At 45.8% G+C, this 17,201-nt stretch carries 13 protein-coding genes; 12 read left to right on the top strand and 1 reads right to left on the bottom strand.

Annotated elements, in window-relative coordinates:
- The first annotated feature begins 110 nt into the window (after positions 1–110).
- From adhE to B3S86_RS04435, 3 genes are all read left to right on the top strand, one after another.
- Positions 111–2,705, top strand: coding sequence for a bifunctional acetaldehyde-CoA/alcohol dehydrogenase (gene adhE, locus B3S86_RS04425; protein WP_290749543.1), 2,595 nt, complete (start codon positions 111–113; stop codon positions 2,703–2,705).
- A gap of 191 nt (positions 2,706–2,896) precedes the next feature.
- A complete protein-coding gene (locus tag B3S86_RS04430; RefSeq protein ID WP_290749545.1) occupies positions 2,897–4,297 on the top strand; it encodes a hypothetical protein in 1,401 nt (466 codons plus the stop codon).
- Positions 4,298–4,738: 441 nt separating this feature from the next.
- On the top strand, positions 4,739–7,462 hold the full coding sequence (locus B3S86_RS04435; RefSeq protein ID WP_290749548.1) for a bifunctional 2',3'-cyclic-nucleotide 2'-phosphodiesterase/3'-nucleotidase: 2,724 nt from the start codon (positions 4,739–4,741) through the stop codon (positions 7,460–7,462).
- A gap of 38 nt (positions 7,463–7,500) precedes the next feature.
- On the opposite strand, the gene B3S86_RS04440 is transcribed toward B3S86_RS04435, so the two are convergent.
- Positions 7,501–8,382 carry a LysR family transcriptional regulator gene (locus tag B3S86_RS04440; RefSeq protein ID WP_290749551.1) on the bottom strand — a complete coding sequence of 294 codons (882 nt, stop codon included), beginning with the start codon at positions 8,380–8,382 and terminating at the stop codon, positions 7,501–7,503.
- 101 nt (positions 8,383–8,483) lie between these two features.
- Here B3S86_RS04440 and B3S86_RS04445 point away from each other — a divergent pair, with 101 nt between their 5' ends.
- The 9 genes from B3S86_RS04445 (at position 8,484) to pdxA (ending at position 17,155) form a co-directional block, all read left to right on the top strand.
- On the top strand, positions 8,484–9,503 hold the full coding sequence (locus tag B3S86_RS04445) for a ketopantoate reductase family protein (RefSeq protein WP_290749554.1): 1,020 nt from the start codon (positions 8,484–8,486) through the stop codon (positions 9,501–9,503).
- Between the two features lie 13 nt (positions 9,504–9,516).
- On the top strand, positions 9,517–10,254 hold the full coding sequence (locus tag B3S86_RS04450; protein ID WP_290749558.1) for an acetoacetate decarboxylase: 738 nt from the start codon (positions 9,517–9,519) through the stop codon (positions 10,252–10,254).
- Between the two features lie 101 nt (positions 10,255–10,355).
- A complete protein-coding gene (locus B3S86_RS04455; protein ID WP_290749560.1) occupies positions 10,356–10,874 on the top strand; it encodes a GrpB family protein in 519 nt (172 codons plus the stop codon).
- Positions 10,867–11,313, top strand: a complete 447-nt coding sequence (locus tag B3S86_RS04460) for a DinB family protein (protein ID WP_290749562.1) — start codon at positions 10,867–10,869, stop codon at positions 11,311–11,313. The genes B3S86_RS04455 and B3S86_RS04460 overlap by 8 nt, the downstream gene beginning before the upstream one ends.
- A 19-nt stretch (positions 11,314–11,332) precedes the next feature.
- Positions 11,333–12,217 carry an alpha/beta fold hydrolase gene (locus B3S86_RS04465; RefSeq protein ID WP_290749564.1) on the top strand — a complete coding sequence of 295 codons (885 nt, stop codon included), beginning with the start codon at positions 11,333–11,335 and terminating at the stop codon, positions 12,215–12,217.
- Between the two features lie 477 nt (positions 12,218–12,694).
- Complete coding sequence (locus tag B3S86_RS04470) at positions 12,695–13,816, top strand: GTP-binding protein (RefSeq protein WP_290753186.1); 1,122 nt, start codon at positions 12,695–12,697, stop codon at positions 13,814–13,816.
- Between the two features lie 204 nt (positions 13,817–14,020).
- Complete coding sequence (locus tag B3S86_RS04475) at positions 14,021–14,788, top strand: DeoR/GlpR family DNA-binding transcription regulator (RefSeq protein WP_290749566.1); 768 nt, start codon at positions 14,021–14,023, stop codon at positions 14,786–14,788.
- The gene (locus tag B3S86_RS04480; RefSeq protein WP_290749568.1) at positions 14,788–16,107 is read left to right on the top strand and encodes a four-carbon acid sugar kinase family protein; all 1,320 of its coding nucleotides are present in this window, start codon (positions 14,788–14,790) and stop codon (positions 16,105–16,107) included. The genes B3S86_RS04475 and B3S86_RS04480 overlap by 1 nt, the downstream gene beginning before the upstream one ends.
- Positions 16,108–16,120: 13 nt before the next feature.
- A complete protein-coding gene (pdxA, locus tag B3S86_RS04485; RefSeq protein WP_290749570.1) occupies positions 16,121–17,155 on the top strand; it encodes a 4-hydroxythreonine-4-phosphate dehydrogenase PdxA in 1,035 nt (344 codons plus the stop codon).
- Positions 17,156–17,201: the final 46 nt, after the last annotated feature.

Genomic DNA, 17,201 nt, shown 5'->3' on the forward strand with positions numbered 1-17,201 from the left:
GATTGATTTGTGAAGGAAAGCACAAACTATTGAAAAACAGCTTGGCATTCCTGACATAATGGTTGGCAAATCAAACTCAGATTCGTTCCACGACAGGGAGGAAACCACTCATGGCTGTGAAAGAAAAAACAAAATCGACGGTAACGCCGGTCGAACAAGCAATTGGACAAATTGTTGAAAAAGGACAACGTGCATTACAGGAGTTATTGACATTCGATCAAGAAAAAATTGATACGATCGTCCGTGATATGGCACTTGCCGGACTTGAACGGCACGTCGAACTCGCTCGTCTCGCAACAGAAGAGACAGGGCGCGGTGTCTTTGAAGATAAGATGATTAAAAATATATTTGCGACAGAATACATCTACAACAGTCTACGTCATGAAAAAACGGTCGGGATTCTGGAAGAAGATGTCCAAAACGGCATCACCTATATCGCTGAACCGGTCGGTGTCGTCTGTGGTGTCACACCAGTCACCAACCCAACGTCAACGACGATGTTCAAAGCATTGATTGCGATCAAGACACGTAATCCGATCATCTTCGCGTTCCACCCGTCGGCACAACGGTGTTCCGTCGAAGCGGCGAAAACACTTCGCGATGCAGCCATCAAAGCTGGGGCGCCGAAAGACTGCATTCAATGGGTCGAAGAACCATCACTTGAAGCAACGAAAGTCTTGATGAACCATGAAAACATCGCCATGGTCCTTGCGACAGGTGGAGCAGGAATGGTCAAATCAGCATATTCAACAGGTAAACCGGCACTCGGTGTTGGACCAGGGAACGTTCCTTGCTACATTGAACAGTCAGCAAAAGTCAAACGGGCTGTCAGCGATCTCGTTCTCTCAAAAACGTTTGATAATGGGATGATTTGTGCATCTGAACAAGCCGTCATCGTTGACCAAGAAATATATGCAACGGTCCGTGCAGAAATGGAAGCACTCGATTGTTACTTCTGTACATCGGAAGAAAAACAACGTCTCGAATCACTCGTCATTAAAACCGATACATGTGCCGTCAACGCGGACATCGTCGGGAAACCTGCGACATGGATTGCAGAAAAAGCTGGGATCGATGTTCCGGAAACGACGGTCATGCTCGTCGCGGAACTCGAGCACGTTGGAGCAGCAGAACCACTGTCTCATGAAAAACTCAGTCCCGTCCTCGGTGCGTACCGCGTTGCATCTACCGAAGAAGCGTTTACGATTGCTGAACAGATGCTTGAAATCGGGGGTCTCGGTCATACCGCCGTCATTCATACGACGAACGATGATTTGATGACAGCGTTCGGACTCCGCATGAAAGCCTGCCGGATTCTCGTCAACAGCCCATCTGCTCATGGCGGAATCGGTGATCTTTATAACGAGTTGACACCATCACTGACACTCGGTTGCGGATCATACGGGAAAAACTCTGTTTCTGAAAACGTGACAGCGAAACATTTACTCAACGTCAAGAAGGTGGCGAGACGACGCGTGAACATGCAATGGTTCAAGGTACCAGAAAAAATCTACTTCGAAAAGAACTCCGTCCAGTACTTGCGGTCGATGACAGACGTCTCACGCGTCATGATTGTCACCGATCCAACGATGGTACAGTTCGGTTATGCCGATAAAGTGATTCAAAACTTGCCACAGTCCGTCAGTTACCGAATCTTCGACCAAGTCGAACCAGATCCATCGGTGACGACTGTTCAGACAGGTGCCCAAGCCATGCGTGACTTCAAACCCGACTTGATCATCGCTCTTGGTGGTGGGTCAGCGATGGATGCTGCAAAAGGAATGTGGCTCTTCTATGAACAGCCAAACGAAACGTTTTCGAACTTACGTCAAAAATTTCTCGATATCCGCAAACGGGCGTATCAATTCCCAGCACTCGGTCGTCAAGCGAAGTTCGTCGCGATCCCGACGACATCGGGTACGGGTTCAGAAGTGACACCGTTCACCGTCATCACGGATAAAGAGAAAAACGTCAAATACCCGATTGCTGACTATGCCTTGACACCCGACGTCGCGATCGTTGATCCGGAATTCGTCATGACTGTACCGGCTTCGATTACTGCTGATACCGGAATGGACGTCTTGACTCATGCAACAGAAGCATACGTATCGGTTCTTGCGAACGACTACACGGATGGACTGGCACTCAAAGCAATCAAGATGATCTTTGACTACTTGCCACGAGCGTACGAGAACGGATCTGACGCAGAAGCTCGGGAAAAAGTGCACAATGCGTCAACGATGGCAGGGATGGCTTTCGCGAACGCCTTCCTCGGAATCAACCACTCGATCGCGCACAAAATCGGTGGGGAATTCCACACACCACACGGACGGACGAACGCGATCCTGATGCCACACGTCATTCGTTATAATGCGTCACGCCCAACGAAACTGGCAGCATTCCCAAAATACGAATCATTCGTCGCCGATGAACGGTATGCTGACATCGCACGTTACCTCGGTCTTCCGGCAGCAACGACAGAACAAGGGGTCGAATCACTTATTCAAGCAGTTGCCGATCTTGGACAACGTCTCAACATCAAGATGTCATTCAAGGCGCAAGGTATTCAAAAAGCAGACTTTGAGGCAAAACTCGATAAGATGGCAGTCGATGCTTTCGAAGATCAATGTACGACAGCGAATCCAAAGATGCCGCTTGTCGCTGAATTACGGACGATCATGGAACAAGCATACGAAGGCATCTAATAGAGAAAAAAATACTATGGCAAAAGATCGTTCAACCGGCTTCTCACTCTGAGAAGTCGGTTTTTGTTTTGGAAATCGATGGAGACAGTCAGAGAAAAGGTGGGATATAATGGCTGTTGAATGAATTTGATGTTTTTGGTTTCGTTGTAGCAGGAATATTCAAACATCAGACATAAAAAGGAGGAAATGGGATGGAGTCAAGGCAAGAAAGGAAACAACGACGGTTTTCCGTCTGGGACGTCCTGTATGGCGTCCTCATCGGTCTCATCTTTTTCGGTGTCATCTACGGTGTGATGGCATTTTTGACTTCACAAATCACCTCATCCTCAGACTATCAGGATCTCGTGAAGCAGATGCAACAGGCGGATATCACATGGAAAGAAACAGACATCACTGTTTCGTTGATGCTTTTGTTCGTCGGTGGGCTGTCGATCACGATGCCGAGCGCAGTCCGAGAAGGGATCATCAATCAGGTGCTTGATGCAAGTTCTGCCGGCGACGTCTTATCGTTGTTTGGGATTGACTTAAAACAAGTCCTCGCGCCATTGACGTTCGATGTCTCTTACGGCACGTTGCTTTATTCTGTTTTTGGTATCGGATTGATCGTCCTGTTATTTTTAGTGTTACGGATTAAGGCAAGTCGGCTTGGGTGGACGATTCGATCGGTCAGTTTCTTTTTAACGGTCGGGATCATCTGGTTCGTCCTTGCCGGACGCGGAAACAGTGTCCCATTCCTTGCGTTACAAGACGGCTATGCGATGAGCGGGATCTTACCACTTCTCGTCGTCAGTCTGCTTGGTTGGATGGCGTTTTTCCCGCAAAAGTTATCCGGTCTGACAGCTGCCGGACGTGCCAGCTTGCTGATTTTGATGTTCGCGAGTACGCTCCAACTTGTCTTTACGGTGCAGGACGAAGCGGAGTATGACGGTGATTCCTCACTACGAACGGCATTGACCGTTGCGAGTCTGAACGCCGGAAGTGGAGGGATGTATGACTGGATTCATGGTGGACAAGTCGTGTATCAAGCAGACGTCCTTGGAGCGAATGCGGAAATCCCGGTCTCGATGCTAAACGGGGAGACCTCAACGGAACAGCTCAATGACTCGATTCAGAAAGTTGTCGATGGGATCGATACGAATCGGGTGACGGAACAATTGCTGACGTTAGTCGGTGGAGAACGTCCTGATTTATCAGCGACACAATTGAAGCTTGATCCTGTTGATTACGGTGTCGCACGACAGACGATCCAAGCAATTGATGCTGAATCGGCCGGAACGACGGCACCAAACATCTCAAGTGAGAGTGCGTATTGGGTGTTGTTACTCGTGACATTTGTGATTTACTTCGTCTGTAGTATCCGGAGTTTCAAGTCGATTATCGACCCATTCATTTTTGCGATCGCGATCGGTGTCATCAGCTTCATCGTCAGTCAAGCTTCATATGTTCAGTTCGCGATGAAGTGGCGGAGTGACGTCTTATTCGAGTTCGCTCAACAGACGGCAGGTTGGACGGTTCTTTTCGCAACAGGACTTGCGTTACTTGGTGGAATTCTTGGTTATGTCGTCCGGCGGAAACCAGAGAAAACGGTGTAAGGGACGTGGAGTGGTGAAAATCTTATGCCATGAATCTGATCGAAGAACGTTTCTGTCATTTTCGTTTTCCACAGTCGGGTAAGCCGCGGTATCCTAAACTATGTTTCGTCTACCGGGTCTCACCTGACCCTGACGAAAGCGAAAAACGTGCTTTCTTTTCCTGTAGGAGTTGAGAATGAACAATTACGTTCTACATCAATTATAAACGATACGTTTTCAGGTTCATGTCCTGAAATGTATCGTTTTTTTTGTGGTGTATCTCCTTTTTTTACCATGTGAGCTCGATTTGTAAAGGTAAAATCAACAATGTTAAGCCAGTATTTGGAATTAGTTAAGTAGGTTAAATAAGACGGATGTCCGACCTATTTGAAAGGACTATTAGCTATAATCGAACCATGCTAAATTAATGAAGCAGTCAAAACTTCCTGGGGGGAAATCCATATGAAAAAAGCTACAAAACTTGTCATCGCATCGACATTGATCGCACCGATGCTCGTACCAGTCGTTCAAGTCAAGACACTTGCTGCCGACAACAGTGTCGTCAAGTTACGCTTCTTAGAAACAACGGATTTACATACGAACTCAATGAACTACGATTATTTCAAGGATGCGCAGGACGAAACGATTGGTCTCGTCAAAGCCGCTACAGTCATCAAAAAGCAACAAGCTGAAGTGGGCGTTACGAATAGCTTCTTGTTCGATAACGGAGATACACTTCAAGGAACGCCATTCGGGGATTACGTGAAGAACCAGTACGACAAAGGAAACAAAGGCAAACATCCGATGTACGAATTGATGGAGTACCTTGGTTATGACGCGGTCACGCTCGGGAACCATGAATTCAACTTCGGACTCGATTTCTTGAAGTCAGCGATGAGCGCTTCGAGCGGTTCAATCAAGTTCGTCAACTCGAACGTATTGGATGCGGTCACGAAAAAGCCGATCGTCTCAGACTACAACAAAGATGGAAAAGACTATCAAATCATCGAACGTCAAGTCAAGGATCAGAACGGTGACATGAAAACAGTCAAGGTTGGTGTGTTCGGAGTCGTCACGCCACAAATCATGGCATGGGATGCGGGGAATCTGACGGGGAAAGTCACGGCTGAAGATATCGTCCCGACTGCGAAAGCAACAGCGAAGAAATTAAAAGACGCAGGAGCGGATGTCGTCGTTGCACTCGCACACACAGGTATCGGGGATACAGTGGATCAAAAAGATGGCGATGAGAATGTCGGCTACGCGTTAACGAAAGTCGCAGACATCGATGTCTTGATGACAGGTCATCAGCACGGAAAGTTCCCAGATGCGAAATCTGCATTTAACGGATTACCAAATGTTGATGCAACGAACGGTCTGATTAACGGTAAACCAGTCGTCATGGCAAACACACAAGGAAAAAATGTTGGTGTTATCGATCTTCAATTGAAGCAAGTCGACGGGAAATGGGTCGTGGATACGTCTGGCGCAAAACTAGCGGACGTGACGAAAGATACGACAGCAGATGCCGGCGCTGTCAAATTGATCGAAAAAGCACATGAAGGAACACTCGCTTACATCCGTCAAGAAGTCGGGACGATCAATGACGATATCCAGAGCTTCTTCGCTCTCGTGCAAGACGATGATTCAGTTCAGTTCGTGACGAACGCTCAAAAATGGTATGTCGAGAAACAACTGAAAGAAAATGCCGATCTTGCGAAGTATAAAGATCTCCCGTTGTTGTCAGCCGGTGCACCATTTAAGACAGGTGGTCGTAACCAGGTCAACGCGTCAGATTACACACTGATTAAAAAAGGACCGATCGCGCTCAAGAACGTCGCCGATCTCTATGTTTACCCGAATACACTTGAAGTCGTCAAAGTAACAGGGGCTGACGTCAAGGATTGGCTCGAGATGTCCGCAGGGCAATTCAATCAAGTCGACGGTGAGCAGACAGAGTTGTTGAATAAAGAATTCCGAAGCTACAACTTCGATATCCTCGACGGATTGACGTACGAAATCGACATCACGAAACCAGCGAAGTTTGATGCAGAGGGTGTATTAATCGATAAAAATAAAGATTTAGAGCACCGCGTCCAAAACATCAAGTATCAAGGCAAAGCGATCACAGACGACCAAGAATTCCTCGTCGCGACGAACAACTACCGCGCAGGCAGTGCGACGTTCCCGGGTCTTGGGAAAGGTCAAAATATCGTCTACAAATCGGCTTACGAAACACGTAACGTCATCTCGGACTATATCAAGGCGAAACAACCGGTTGATTACAAAGCGGACGACAACTGGTCACTCGTTGCAAGCAGACCGATGACGGTCAGCTTTGATTCAGCGGCTGCAGCTGCACCGTACGTTAAGCGGTACGAAGGCATCACGAATACAGGTGTAACACGTCCGGGCGAGACAGGTACGTTCCTTAAATTCAACATGAACGTGCCGATGAAAGACTTCACGGTCTCGGCAAAAGCAGTTAAACCAGGTGCGAAAGTCGTTACTGGTCAAGCCGTTCCGGGCGCAACAGTCACGGTCAAACTCGGTGATAAAGTCCTTGGTACAGCTACAGCAAACGAAGCGGGTCAATATGAAGTCGTGACACGTCCGCTCAAATTGCGTGACAAGTTGACGATCGTCTCAGAACTCAGCTTCATGAAAACAGAAACGAACGTCACGGTCGGAACAGGTGTCGTTGCGACACCGGCGATCGATAAAAAGTCAGCAGTCTACGGTTCAACGGTCCTCCGCGGTAAAGCAACGGAAGGTCTCGACGTGACGCTCTATAAAGGATCAACGAAAATTGCGAAAGCAAAAACGACGGCAAGTGGTTTCAAGATTGCGGTCAAGAACGGTCTAACGACTGGAACATATACGGTCAAGTCGACAGATATCTCGAACAAAATCACGAAAAAAGCGTCGTTCACGATTAAGAACACATACCCGGTCAAAAAATGGTCAGGTAAAAAGACGTTGACAGGTAAAGTCGAAAAACGTCAAATCGTCCGTCTCTACCAAAAAACAGAGTCTGGTTATCAATTGATTGCTCAAGACGTGGCGGATCAGCACGGGAACTATGTCTTGAAGATGCGTAAGGCATTGACGAACGGCTCGTACAAACTCAACATCTATACAGCTAAGGATCATCTCGATCAGTCACGCTACTTCATCACGAAGTAATATCTCACACGGATGTCTGCATATGCAGGCATCCGTTTTTATTTGGAAAGATAAGTGCGTCGTGAGAGCAGAAACCGTTTAATGCGTTCATAGATGATTGCTTGCTCGACCGTCAATTGATCCGTCGCGTGCGACATGTAGAGTTGTGACTTTACTGTAAATACATCGTCCGTAATGAAGGGAAGTCCCATCTCCCGACAAACGGAAACAGGAACGAAGCTGAAATACCGTTGCTGGCGTAAGGCGAGCTGAAGTGAGACATCATCGATGTAGTGCGTGGTATCGGCATAGATGTTCAGTTCCGCCATCTTCAATTGGATGAAGCGGTTGTAGTCCTTATTGTGGGAGGGAAACAAAAAGGCAGTCTCCGTTGCATCCGTATAGAGTGCTGTAATCGCTTCTTTCTCTGAATAGGAAGCAGGGTAGGTGATGACGATCTCCTCTTCCACGATTGGTTCACTCGTAATGAGCGGATGTTTGAGTTCCATGAAGCTGATTGAGAAATGGAATTCTTGATGAAGGAGACCGCTCAGGATTTCACGGTTCGAGAGGATGTCCGAGTTGAACAAGGGAGCAGTTTGTGGAAGAAGAAACTCCCGTAGAATCAATTGGATGAAGCGACCATGTGAACTGGCAAGACTGAGTGGTGTTTCCGTTGATGCATCGTTTCGTACCATTCGTTCCTGAACACGTGTCAACTCTTGTTCGATTTTTTCGACAGACTGAAGTAACAGTCGACCATTTTCAGTCAAACTGATCGTTCTGCCTTTTCGATGAAATAATATCGTGTTCAATTCACGCTCGAGTTTCTTGATCGTCGCACTAAGGGCAGGTTGGCTGATGAATAATCGTTCGGCAGCACGCGTTACGTTCAATTCCTCTGCAACGTGACGAAAATAATTTAAGTGTAAGAGTTCCATGATATCCTCCTGACATAACCTATAGGTTATTAAAATATATAATTATATATATTTCTGTTTATGATGAAACTAGTATACCGTATATACCAGAGGTGATAGAAATGAAAATCGGAATTTACGGAGCAGGATCCCTTGGAACCATCATGGGAGCTTATCTAAGTCAACAGTATGCGGGTGTCGATTTGATTGATACGAACCGTGCCCATATCGAGGCACTGAACACAACAGGGGCACACGTCATTGGTCCGGATTTAACGCAAGCTGTTCATGCAATTCATCCGGATGACATCACAGAGACGTACGATATCATATTATTGCTGACGAAGCAGGTCTACAATGAACCGGTCCTCGCGAAAGTGCGGACGATCTTGAAGGAAGACGGCATTCTCGTCTCCTTGCAAAACGGTGTACCGGAAGAGTTCATTCAACAACAGATTCCAAGCGAACGTATCATTGCGGGATCTGTCGAGTTCGGAGCGACATACGTCGGACCAGGTGAGTCACGCCTGACATCAGATTACGAACATTTCAAGACGTATGCGATGCAAATCGGTGAACTGGACGGGAAGAAGACGGATCGGATCGTCCAACTAAAGGAAATCCTTGATCACATCGGTGGGACAGAAATCTCTGATAATCTACCGGGAACGAAATGGTCAAAACTCGTCATCAATAGTACGTTCAGCGGGTTATCCGCTGCGTGTAACGGTACGTACGGCGACGTTCTCGATCATCCTGTCTTGTTACGGGCAGCAATCCATACAATGAAGGAAGTTGTTGAGGTCGGTCACGCCCACGGCATCACATTTGCAATGATGAGTACGTTTGAGCCGGCAGCTTACGCAACACTAGACGATATCGATGAAAAACTGATCACCGTACCACAATTGATGCACGGGTCGCGTGACTTAGAAGCAAGCATGTTGCAGGACTTACAAAAAGGTCAACCGACCGAAATTCGTTTCATTAATGGGATCGTCACGATGTACGGCAACACGTACGATATCAAAACGCCGTTCAACTCGCTCATTCAAGAAATCGTCGAAGAAGCGCAAGCAGCGAAGACAGTTCCTGATTTTGAAACAAGTGTCGCACGCTTTGAAACATTATTGAATGCATAAAGGAGGAATTCAAATGAAACAGAGCGATGTAAAGAACGTCGTCGCGACGCCGATCAATGCGCCGGTTTTTCCGGCAGTCGATATCTTCTTTCGGAATCGGGAATACTTGAACATCATCTATGAGACGGACATCGAAGCGTTACAAGCAGTCGTTCCGGAACCGCTTGAGGTGCTGAGCAATCAGATCAAGTTTGAGGTCATCAATATGCCAGATAGCACCGGTCTTGGGAGTTATCTCGAGTGCGGGCAAGTGATTCCGGTTCGGTATCAAGGGGAAATCGGTGAGTTCTACCTATCGATGTATGTCAACAATCAGCCGGCGATCGCCTCTGGTCGAGAAGTAGCTGCTTTTCCGAAGAAGTATGGTTCACCCCGATTGTATCTCGACAATGATGTACTCGTTGGAACGCTTGACTATCATTCGCTCCGCGTTGCACAAGCGACAATGGGATATAAATACGTTCCGATGGCAGTCGAAGAGGCACAGTCAATTGTCGGTGCGCCGCAGTTCATGCTCAAACAACATCGTGGCTATCAAGGCGAGTTGATCATCTCTGAACTGACACGCAGTCAAATCACGGATCTTGAGATTAAAGAAGCATACCGTGGACCGGCTCGGCTTCAATTGTTTGAACATGTCATGGCACCACTCGCTGACTTCCCTGTTCGAAAGGTCGTCGATGCTCAGCATATCATCGCTGATCTCCGACTCGGTGGACCTGCGAAACTGTTTGATTATCTAAAGGACTAACACTTCTCTAACATCATATGTTGCAAAACGACCTCCAAAACGGATGGTCGTTTTGTTTTACCCTAAAAACTGGCATACTGAGATGAGAGGGGGAGACGATCATGCGACAAGTCATTGTGTTACCTTATCAATCAGAATGGGCGAGTGAATACGAGCGAGAAGCGGACCGATTACGGGAGGTGTTCGGAGTACGTCTTAAGCAAATCCATCATATGGGAAGTACATCAGTTCCGGGACTCGCAGCAAAACCGATCATCGATATCCTGCCTGTCGTCGATGCGCTCGAGGGAATCGAGCAGTTTGATGAACCGATGGAAGCACTCGGTTACGAAGCGAAGGGTGAATTCGGGATGCCGGGACGTCGCTATTACCGAAAAGGTGGAGACGAACGGACGCATCACATCCATCTCTATGCGACGGGAGATCCTGATATCAAGCGCCATCTCGTCTTCCGGGATTACTTACGCAAACATCCAGAAGAAGCCGCTGCTTACGGGGCATTAAAGGAACAGTTAGCGACAACATATCCGCTTGATATCAAAGCCTATATCGCCGGTAAGGATGCGTTCGTCAAGGAACTCGAACTCCGCGCAATTGCTTGGGGGAACGCGCATGACTGACTGGGAACGTGCTCTCATTCGCCATGTCAGTGTTGGTGTAAAGACGTCGAAAGTCTTGTTTGAGAAGATCGAAGCAAAGGACTGGAACACGCAACCGATCCCTGGGAAGCGGACCGTCGGTGAAGTCGCCGTCCATCTCGCTGTATTACTTGAAGCCGATTTGATGCTCGCAGAAGGAGCGACGGCAGAAGCGATGCAGGCATTTTATGCGGAACCGGTCATGTGCAATCAGTTATCAGAGCGAATCGATCAAGCGTTTCGGGTCTATCAAGAAAAAGTCACGGCCGGATTTTCGACGCGTCCGACGTACTGGGGAGTTACCGATTCGATGCATGGTTGGGCGATTGAAGCAGTCGTGCATCTCTATCATCATCGATCCCAGTTATTTGATTACTTGAACATCCTTGGGTACGAATTAGAGATCTCGTTATTTGAATGAATGGAAGTAGGGATAGCGTATGGAATATATCGTCGAAACATCAGCCGGTCGATTTGATACCCGGTTGACGGGAAGCGGGGACGTCACATTCGTCCTCGATCACGGGATGATGTCGAATCGGCATCAGTGGGGTTGGCTCCGAACTGAATTATTGAAAAGGGGACGGGTCTTTGAATATTCGCGTCTCGGTTATGGGCGTTCGAGTCGTGGCAAAAACAAACGACTCTTTACACATCAAGCGGATGAGTTGGCAGATGTTTTACGGATGCTTCGAGTTGAAGGACCGTATGTCTTCATCGGTCACTCGCTCGGAGCCTATATTTCGCTCGCGAGTGGACGATTATTTGCAGACGAGACACGCGGCATCGTCTTGCTTGATCCGTCGCACCCAGATGTCGATGCGGCATTGCCGAACTGGTACGAACGAACACAAGAAGAGTGGAATCGATTCCTCTATTTTCTTAGTCACATTCGACCGATTGCTTGGATGATCCCTGACCGTTTGGGAAAAAAGATGTTCAGTGTCTTACCGGAGGCTGATCAATTACCGATGTGGCGACATTTTGCGGCACCTGGACATTGGCGAGGGACGCTCGACGAATGGCAAACGGTAGAGGAGAACAATCAGATGATTCTTTCGTTGATCGAAGACGTGACGCAGCCGGTCCTCGTCCTGTCCGCTTCGAACTGGGCGGGTGGTATGCCAGAAAGTTGGTTGAACCCGGTATTGACCGAACAAATCAATGCGGCTCACGCTGCGTTCGCCGACAGTTTACCGAACGGGATGTATCATGTGATTGCAGATACGAATCATTACACGATTGCTGGTTTTTCGCATGAGGCAGCGGAGCGGATCACGGATTTGATCGGGACGACATGGGATTTACCGATTCAAAGTCAGTAGTAAGGTTACGTTTTTTCGTTTCGCTCGAATCGTTTTCCTGGGACAAGCATCGCGCCGCTTCACTTCGTTGCAGGGTCGCTCCTGCCTGTATTTCTCTAGGAAGCGATTACGAGCGAAAAAAGTTTTTTTTCTTGTGCTTCGGAATATCTGACGGAGCTGACTCTAAAGCCAGTATCTACAAAGAATGACGCGTCACACGCCACTCCTACAGGAAAAAGCGCATTATGCGCTGTCAGAGACAAACAAGACCCGCTTTCCTGCTTGAAGGAAGCAGGAAAACTGGCTTGTGTCTCGCCTGAGGAAAGGGTGTGAGAAGATGCGTCATTTTTTTGGAGCCAGCCCGGTCTACTCCTTGAGTCGATGCTTATCGGCTTTTTTTTAGGGAACAAAATAAATCGAAATCATTACGATTGACGTCAGTTAAAAAGTCGGTTACTCTATAAAACGTAACGATTACGTTTTAGGAGATGAATGATGATGCAACCGATATCGATCACCGTTTTATCCGGTTATTTAGGATCCGGTAAAACGACACTATTGAACCATTTGCTACATAATCGCGAAGGGCGCCGCCTCGCGATCATCGTCAACGATATGAGTGAGGTCAACATCGACGCGACATTGATTGAGCAAGGCGGATTCTCGCGGACGGAAGAGTCGTTCGTCACGCTCTCGAACGGCTGCATTTGCTGCACATTGCGTGATGATCTGTTGCTTGAAGTTAAACGCCTCGTCGACCAAGGCAATATTGACGGGATCGTCATCGAATCGAGCGGGATCTCGGAACCGATTCCGGTCGCCCAGACCTTCACGTATGAAGATTCGGACAGCGCAATCGATTTATCACATGTCACGAAAATCAATGCGATGGTCACGGTCATCGATGGGTACCGTTTTCTGAAGGACTTCGAATCCGGTGAGTCGTTGATTGAACGGAAACAAGCGGTCGATGAGACAGACGTGCGCGAAGTCGTCGATCTACTCGTCGACCAAGTCGAGTTTGCGGACATCATTGTCTTAAATAAAGTCGATCGCCTGACACGGGAAGAACGGCATACGGTCATCGGCTATCTAAAGGCATTGAATCCAGTGGCTCGATTGATCGAGACGACGTATGGTCAAGTTGATCCGGCAGAGATCTTAGATGTCGATCTATTTGACTTCGAACAAGCAGCAGCAAGTGCCGGTTGGATCCGTGAGTTGAATGCCGAAGCACATATTCCGGAAACGGAAGAATACGGAATCAGTTCATTCGTCTACAAACGCGACATTCCATTCCATCCTGAGCGTTTGCTTGCCTTGATCGAAGATTGGCCGCAAGAAGTTGTCCGGGCGAAAGGATTCTTGTTCCTCGCGACACGTCCTGAGATGGCACTATTGTTCCACCAAGCAGGATATGCTTCGAACATGGAATACGCTGGTCGTTTTGCATCAGATGAGGACCGACGGACCGAGCTCGTCTTGATTGGCATCGGACTGGAGCGAGAGAAGCTCGAAGCGCTATTCGATATGTGTCTCGTCCAAGCTGACGAAACAGACTGGGCGTCATTGAACGATCCGATCCCTGGTCGTGAGATGTACGAAGAAAACTTTCTATAAGAGGTCATTGTAAAAATACCTGAAAAATAAAAGGAAGACTCTTCATTTTCTAGATAATGGAGAGTCTTCCTTTTATTTTTAGGAGTATGAAATGTTAATAAGTCACAATTTGTTTGTTTTTAACGTTTTTACTTGATTTATTTGTTAATTTAAAACATAATAAACGTAATGAATGTTACTTATGAACAAATAGGGGCGATGGTTATGTCAAATCTGCGGAGAAATCAAATAATAGAAGAGTTAACCAAAAATGAAAAAGTTGAAATTGATGATTTAGCCTCTAAATTTCAAGTTTCTGCAATGACTATACGTCGTGATCTTGCTCTTTTAGAAGAACAAGAAAAAGTCGTTAGAACGACAGGGGGAGCAATTTTAAAAAAGAACCTTGTTTCTGAATCATCGATTTATGTAAAAGATGAAAAATTTAAAAATCAAAAAAAGAAAATTGCTGAACTAGCAATTCAAATGATCAGTGATGGGACAACTATTCTTTTGGATTCAGGTACGACAACTTTTGAAATTGCACAGTCATTAAATCACTTTAAAAATATAACTGTCATTACAAACGATATTCGAATTGCGGCATCTTTATTAGATACAAATGTCCGAGTGATCGTTACGGGTGGAGAGTTACAAAATAGTGTAGGCGCACTATTTGGTCCTTTAACGGAGCACATGTTACAAGAAATTCACGTTGATCTCTTTTTCCTAGGTGCGCATGCCGTGGATACGCATTTAGGTGTTATGGCACCGACCTACGAGAAGGCTTCAATTAAGCAAAAAATGATAAGGGCAGCGAAAGAAACATGGTTAGTTGCAGATTCAAGTAAATTTGAAGAACGAGCATTTACTAGAGTATGTCAATTGAATAAATTGACAGGTATTGTGACGGATCATCAACTGGCGCCAATGCTTAGACAGGAGCTTTCGGAGGTAGTTCAAGTCTTAATCACTGAAACGGAGGGTAACTGATGAAAGTTGGTGTGATAGCAGATGACTTAACTGGTGCAAATGCAACAGGGGTGAAATTAATTAATCAAGGTTTTCAATCAGCAACAATGGTCCATTATGATCAACCTCTAGTAAATGGATCATTTAACGCAGTCTGTATTGATACGGATAGTCGATATGCTAGCGAAGAGGTATCACGGATGCGATTAAAGCGATCCTTGTATCACCTTAACGAATGGGGAGCAACAGTAATTTGTAAAAGAATTGATAGCACTGTAAGAGGTCATATCGGACGTGAAATTACGTCATTGTTACATCTCCTAGGTGATTCTAGTATTGCAATCGTCGTTGCATCCTACCCTGAATCAAAACGAATTACTTCAGGTGGTTATCTATTAGTTGATGGAATACCTGTTCAATCCACGGATGTTGCTAAAGATCCAGTTTTACCTTTAACCGAATCACATGTTCCGAGCATAATTCAGAGAGAAAGTAATTTAGCAGTTGGTCATATCGGTCTAGAGAATGTACTGAGGGGACCGGAATCAATTTTCAAAGAGCTCGTTGTGAAAATTAACGAAGGTAACCGAATTATTGTGGTGGACGCAATTGCGGATGAAGAAATCGAGGATATTGCTTCTGCGATGATAAAAATCGATTCCCATCGACTTATTCCTGTAGATCCAGGACCACTTACATCTTATTATGCTAAAGCAGTTAAGTTAAAAAAAGAAAAAGGACAAAAAATCATTGTAACGTTAGGTAGCGTTACTTCACTAAGTGCTAAACAGCTTTCTTACTTAGTGAAAAAGACAGAATCTAAGCCCGTTTATGTGGATGCAACGAAGTTGGCAAGTATTTCTGAATCGTGGGAAGCAGAGGTACAACGAGCAAGTCATGTAGCATTAAATCAGCTTCAAGATGAGAGTGTATTAATCATTACAACACACGATCCTTCTGCTGAACGAATGAATTTAGAGCAACGGGCAACAGAACTCAACGTTAGTCAGGATTTGTTAGCTAAACGTATTGCGGATGGATTAGGGAAGATTACACGTTTAGTCATCGAACAGACGACAGATACGATTGGAGGATGTTTTTCAAGTGGAGGAGACGTTACAGCATCTTTGTGTTCTATCGGAAGAGCCGAAGGTATCCATTTGAAGAGTGAAATCATTCCCCTTGTTGCTTTTGGGGAATTCATCGGAGGATATTTTGATGGCATTCCACTTGCTACAAAAGGTGGGATGGTGGGTGATGAAAAATCAATGCATACCATTATCAAATATCTACAAGCAAATCGCTTGAACAAAGAAGAGCCGACTATTTATTCCATTTAAGGAGGAAACTATTATGACAACACCTACTAAAACTACTCTACAAGAACGGGCGATAATCGCAATTCCAATGGGAGATCCGGCAGGGATAGGTCCTGAAATCACGATGAAATCGTTAGCAAAAAAAGAGATATACGATGTTTGTCGACCTCTTGTAATAGGAGATGCGAAGGTATTACAAAAAGCTATTGAAATTGTGAAGGCGAATCTTCAAATTCGTGTCATTGAGAATCCTGAAGAAGGTATTTATGAGTACGGCACAGTCGATGTGATCGACTTGAATAATATTGATTTATCAAAACTTCAGTATGGTGAGGTCTCAGCACAAGGTGGACAAGGGGCTTTTGAATACATTAAGAAAGCAGTTGAGCTAACATCAAACGGAAAAGTGAAAGCGCTTGCGACAACGCCAATTAACAAAGAATCGTTAAAAGCTGCAAAAGTTCCCTATATTGGACATACAGAAATGCTAGAAGCACTTGCTGGTTCGAAGGATCCGTTAACGATGTTCGAAGTAAAAGGGTTAAGAATCTTTTTCTTAACACGACATTTATCATTAAAGGATGCTATTGCAGCAATGACAAAAGAACGAGTTCATGATTATCTGATTCGCTGTGATCGAGCGTTAGCTAGACTTGGTGTAGAAAATCGAAAATGGGCAGTAGCTGGATTAAATCCACATAGTGGTGAAGGTGGTCTATTTGGATTAGAAGAAGTAGATGAGATTAAACCAGGTATTGAATTAGCGGTAGCTGATGGGATCGACGTAGTAGGACCAGTACCGGCAGATTCTGTTTTCTTCCAAGCATTGAATGGGAAGTATGATGCGGTTCTGTCTTTGTACCATGATCAAGGTCATATTGCTGCCAAAATGACAGATTTCCACCGCACGATTTCAATTACGAATGGTCTTCCTTTCTTACGTACTTCTGTTGATCATGGAACTGCATTTGATATTGCTGGAAAAAACATTGCAGAGAGTACAAGTATGGAAGAATGTATTAAACTTGCTGCACAATATGCTCCGAAGTTTACTGCAAACAGTTTATAAAAAAGTGGGAGAAATATCTCCCTCTTCTTTTTCGTAAATAATAAAG

It is taken from the genome of Exiguobacterium sp. UBA3968 (genome assembly GCF_002385115.1).
Taxonomy (GTDB): Bacteria; Bacillota; Bacilli; order Exiguobacteriales; family Exiguobacteriaceae; genus Exiguobacterium_A.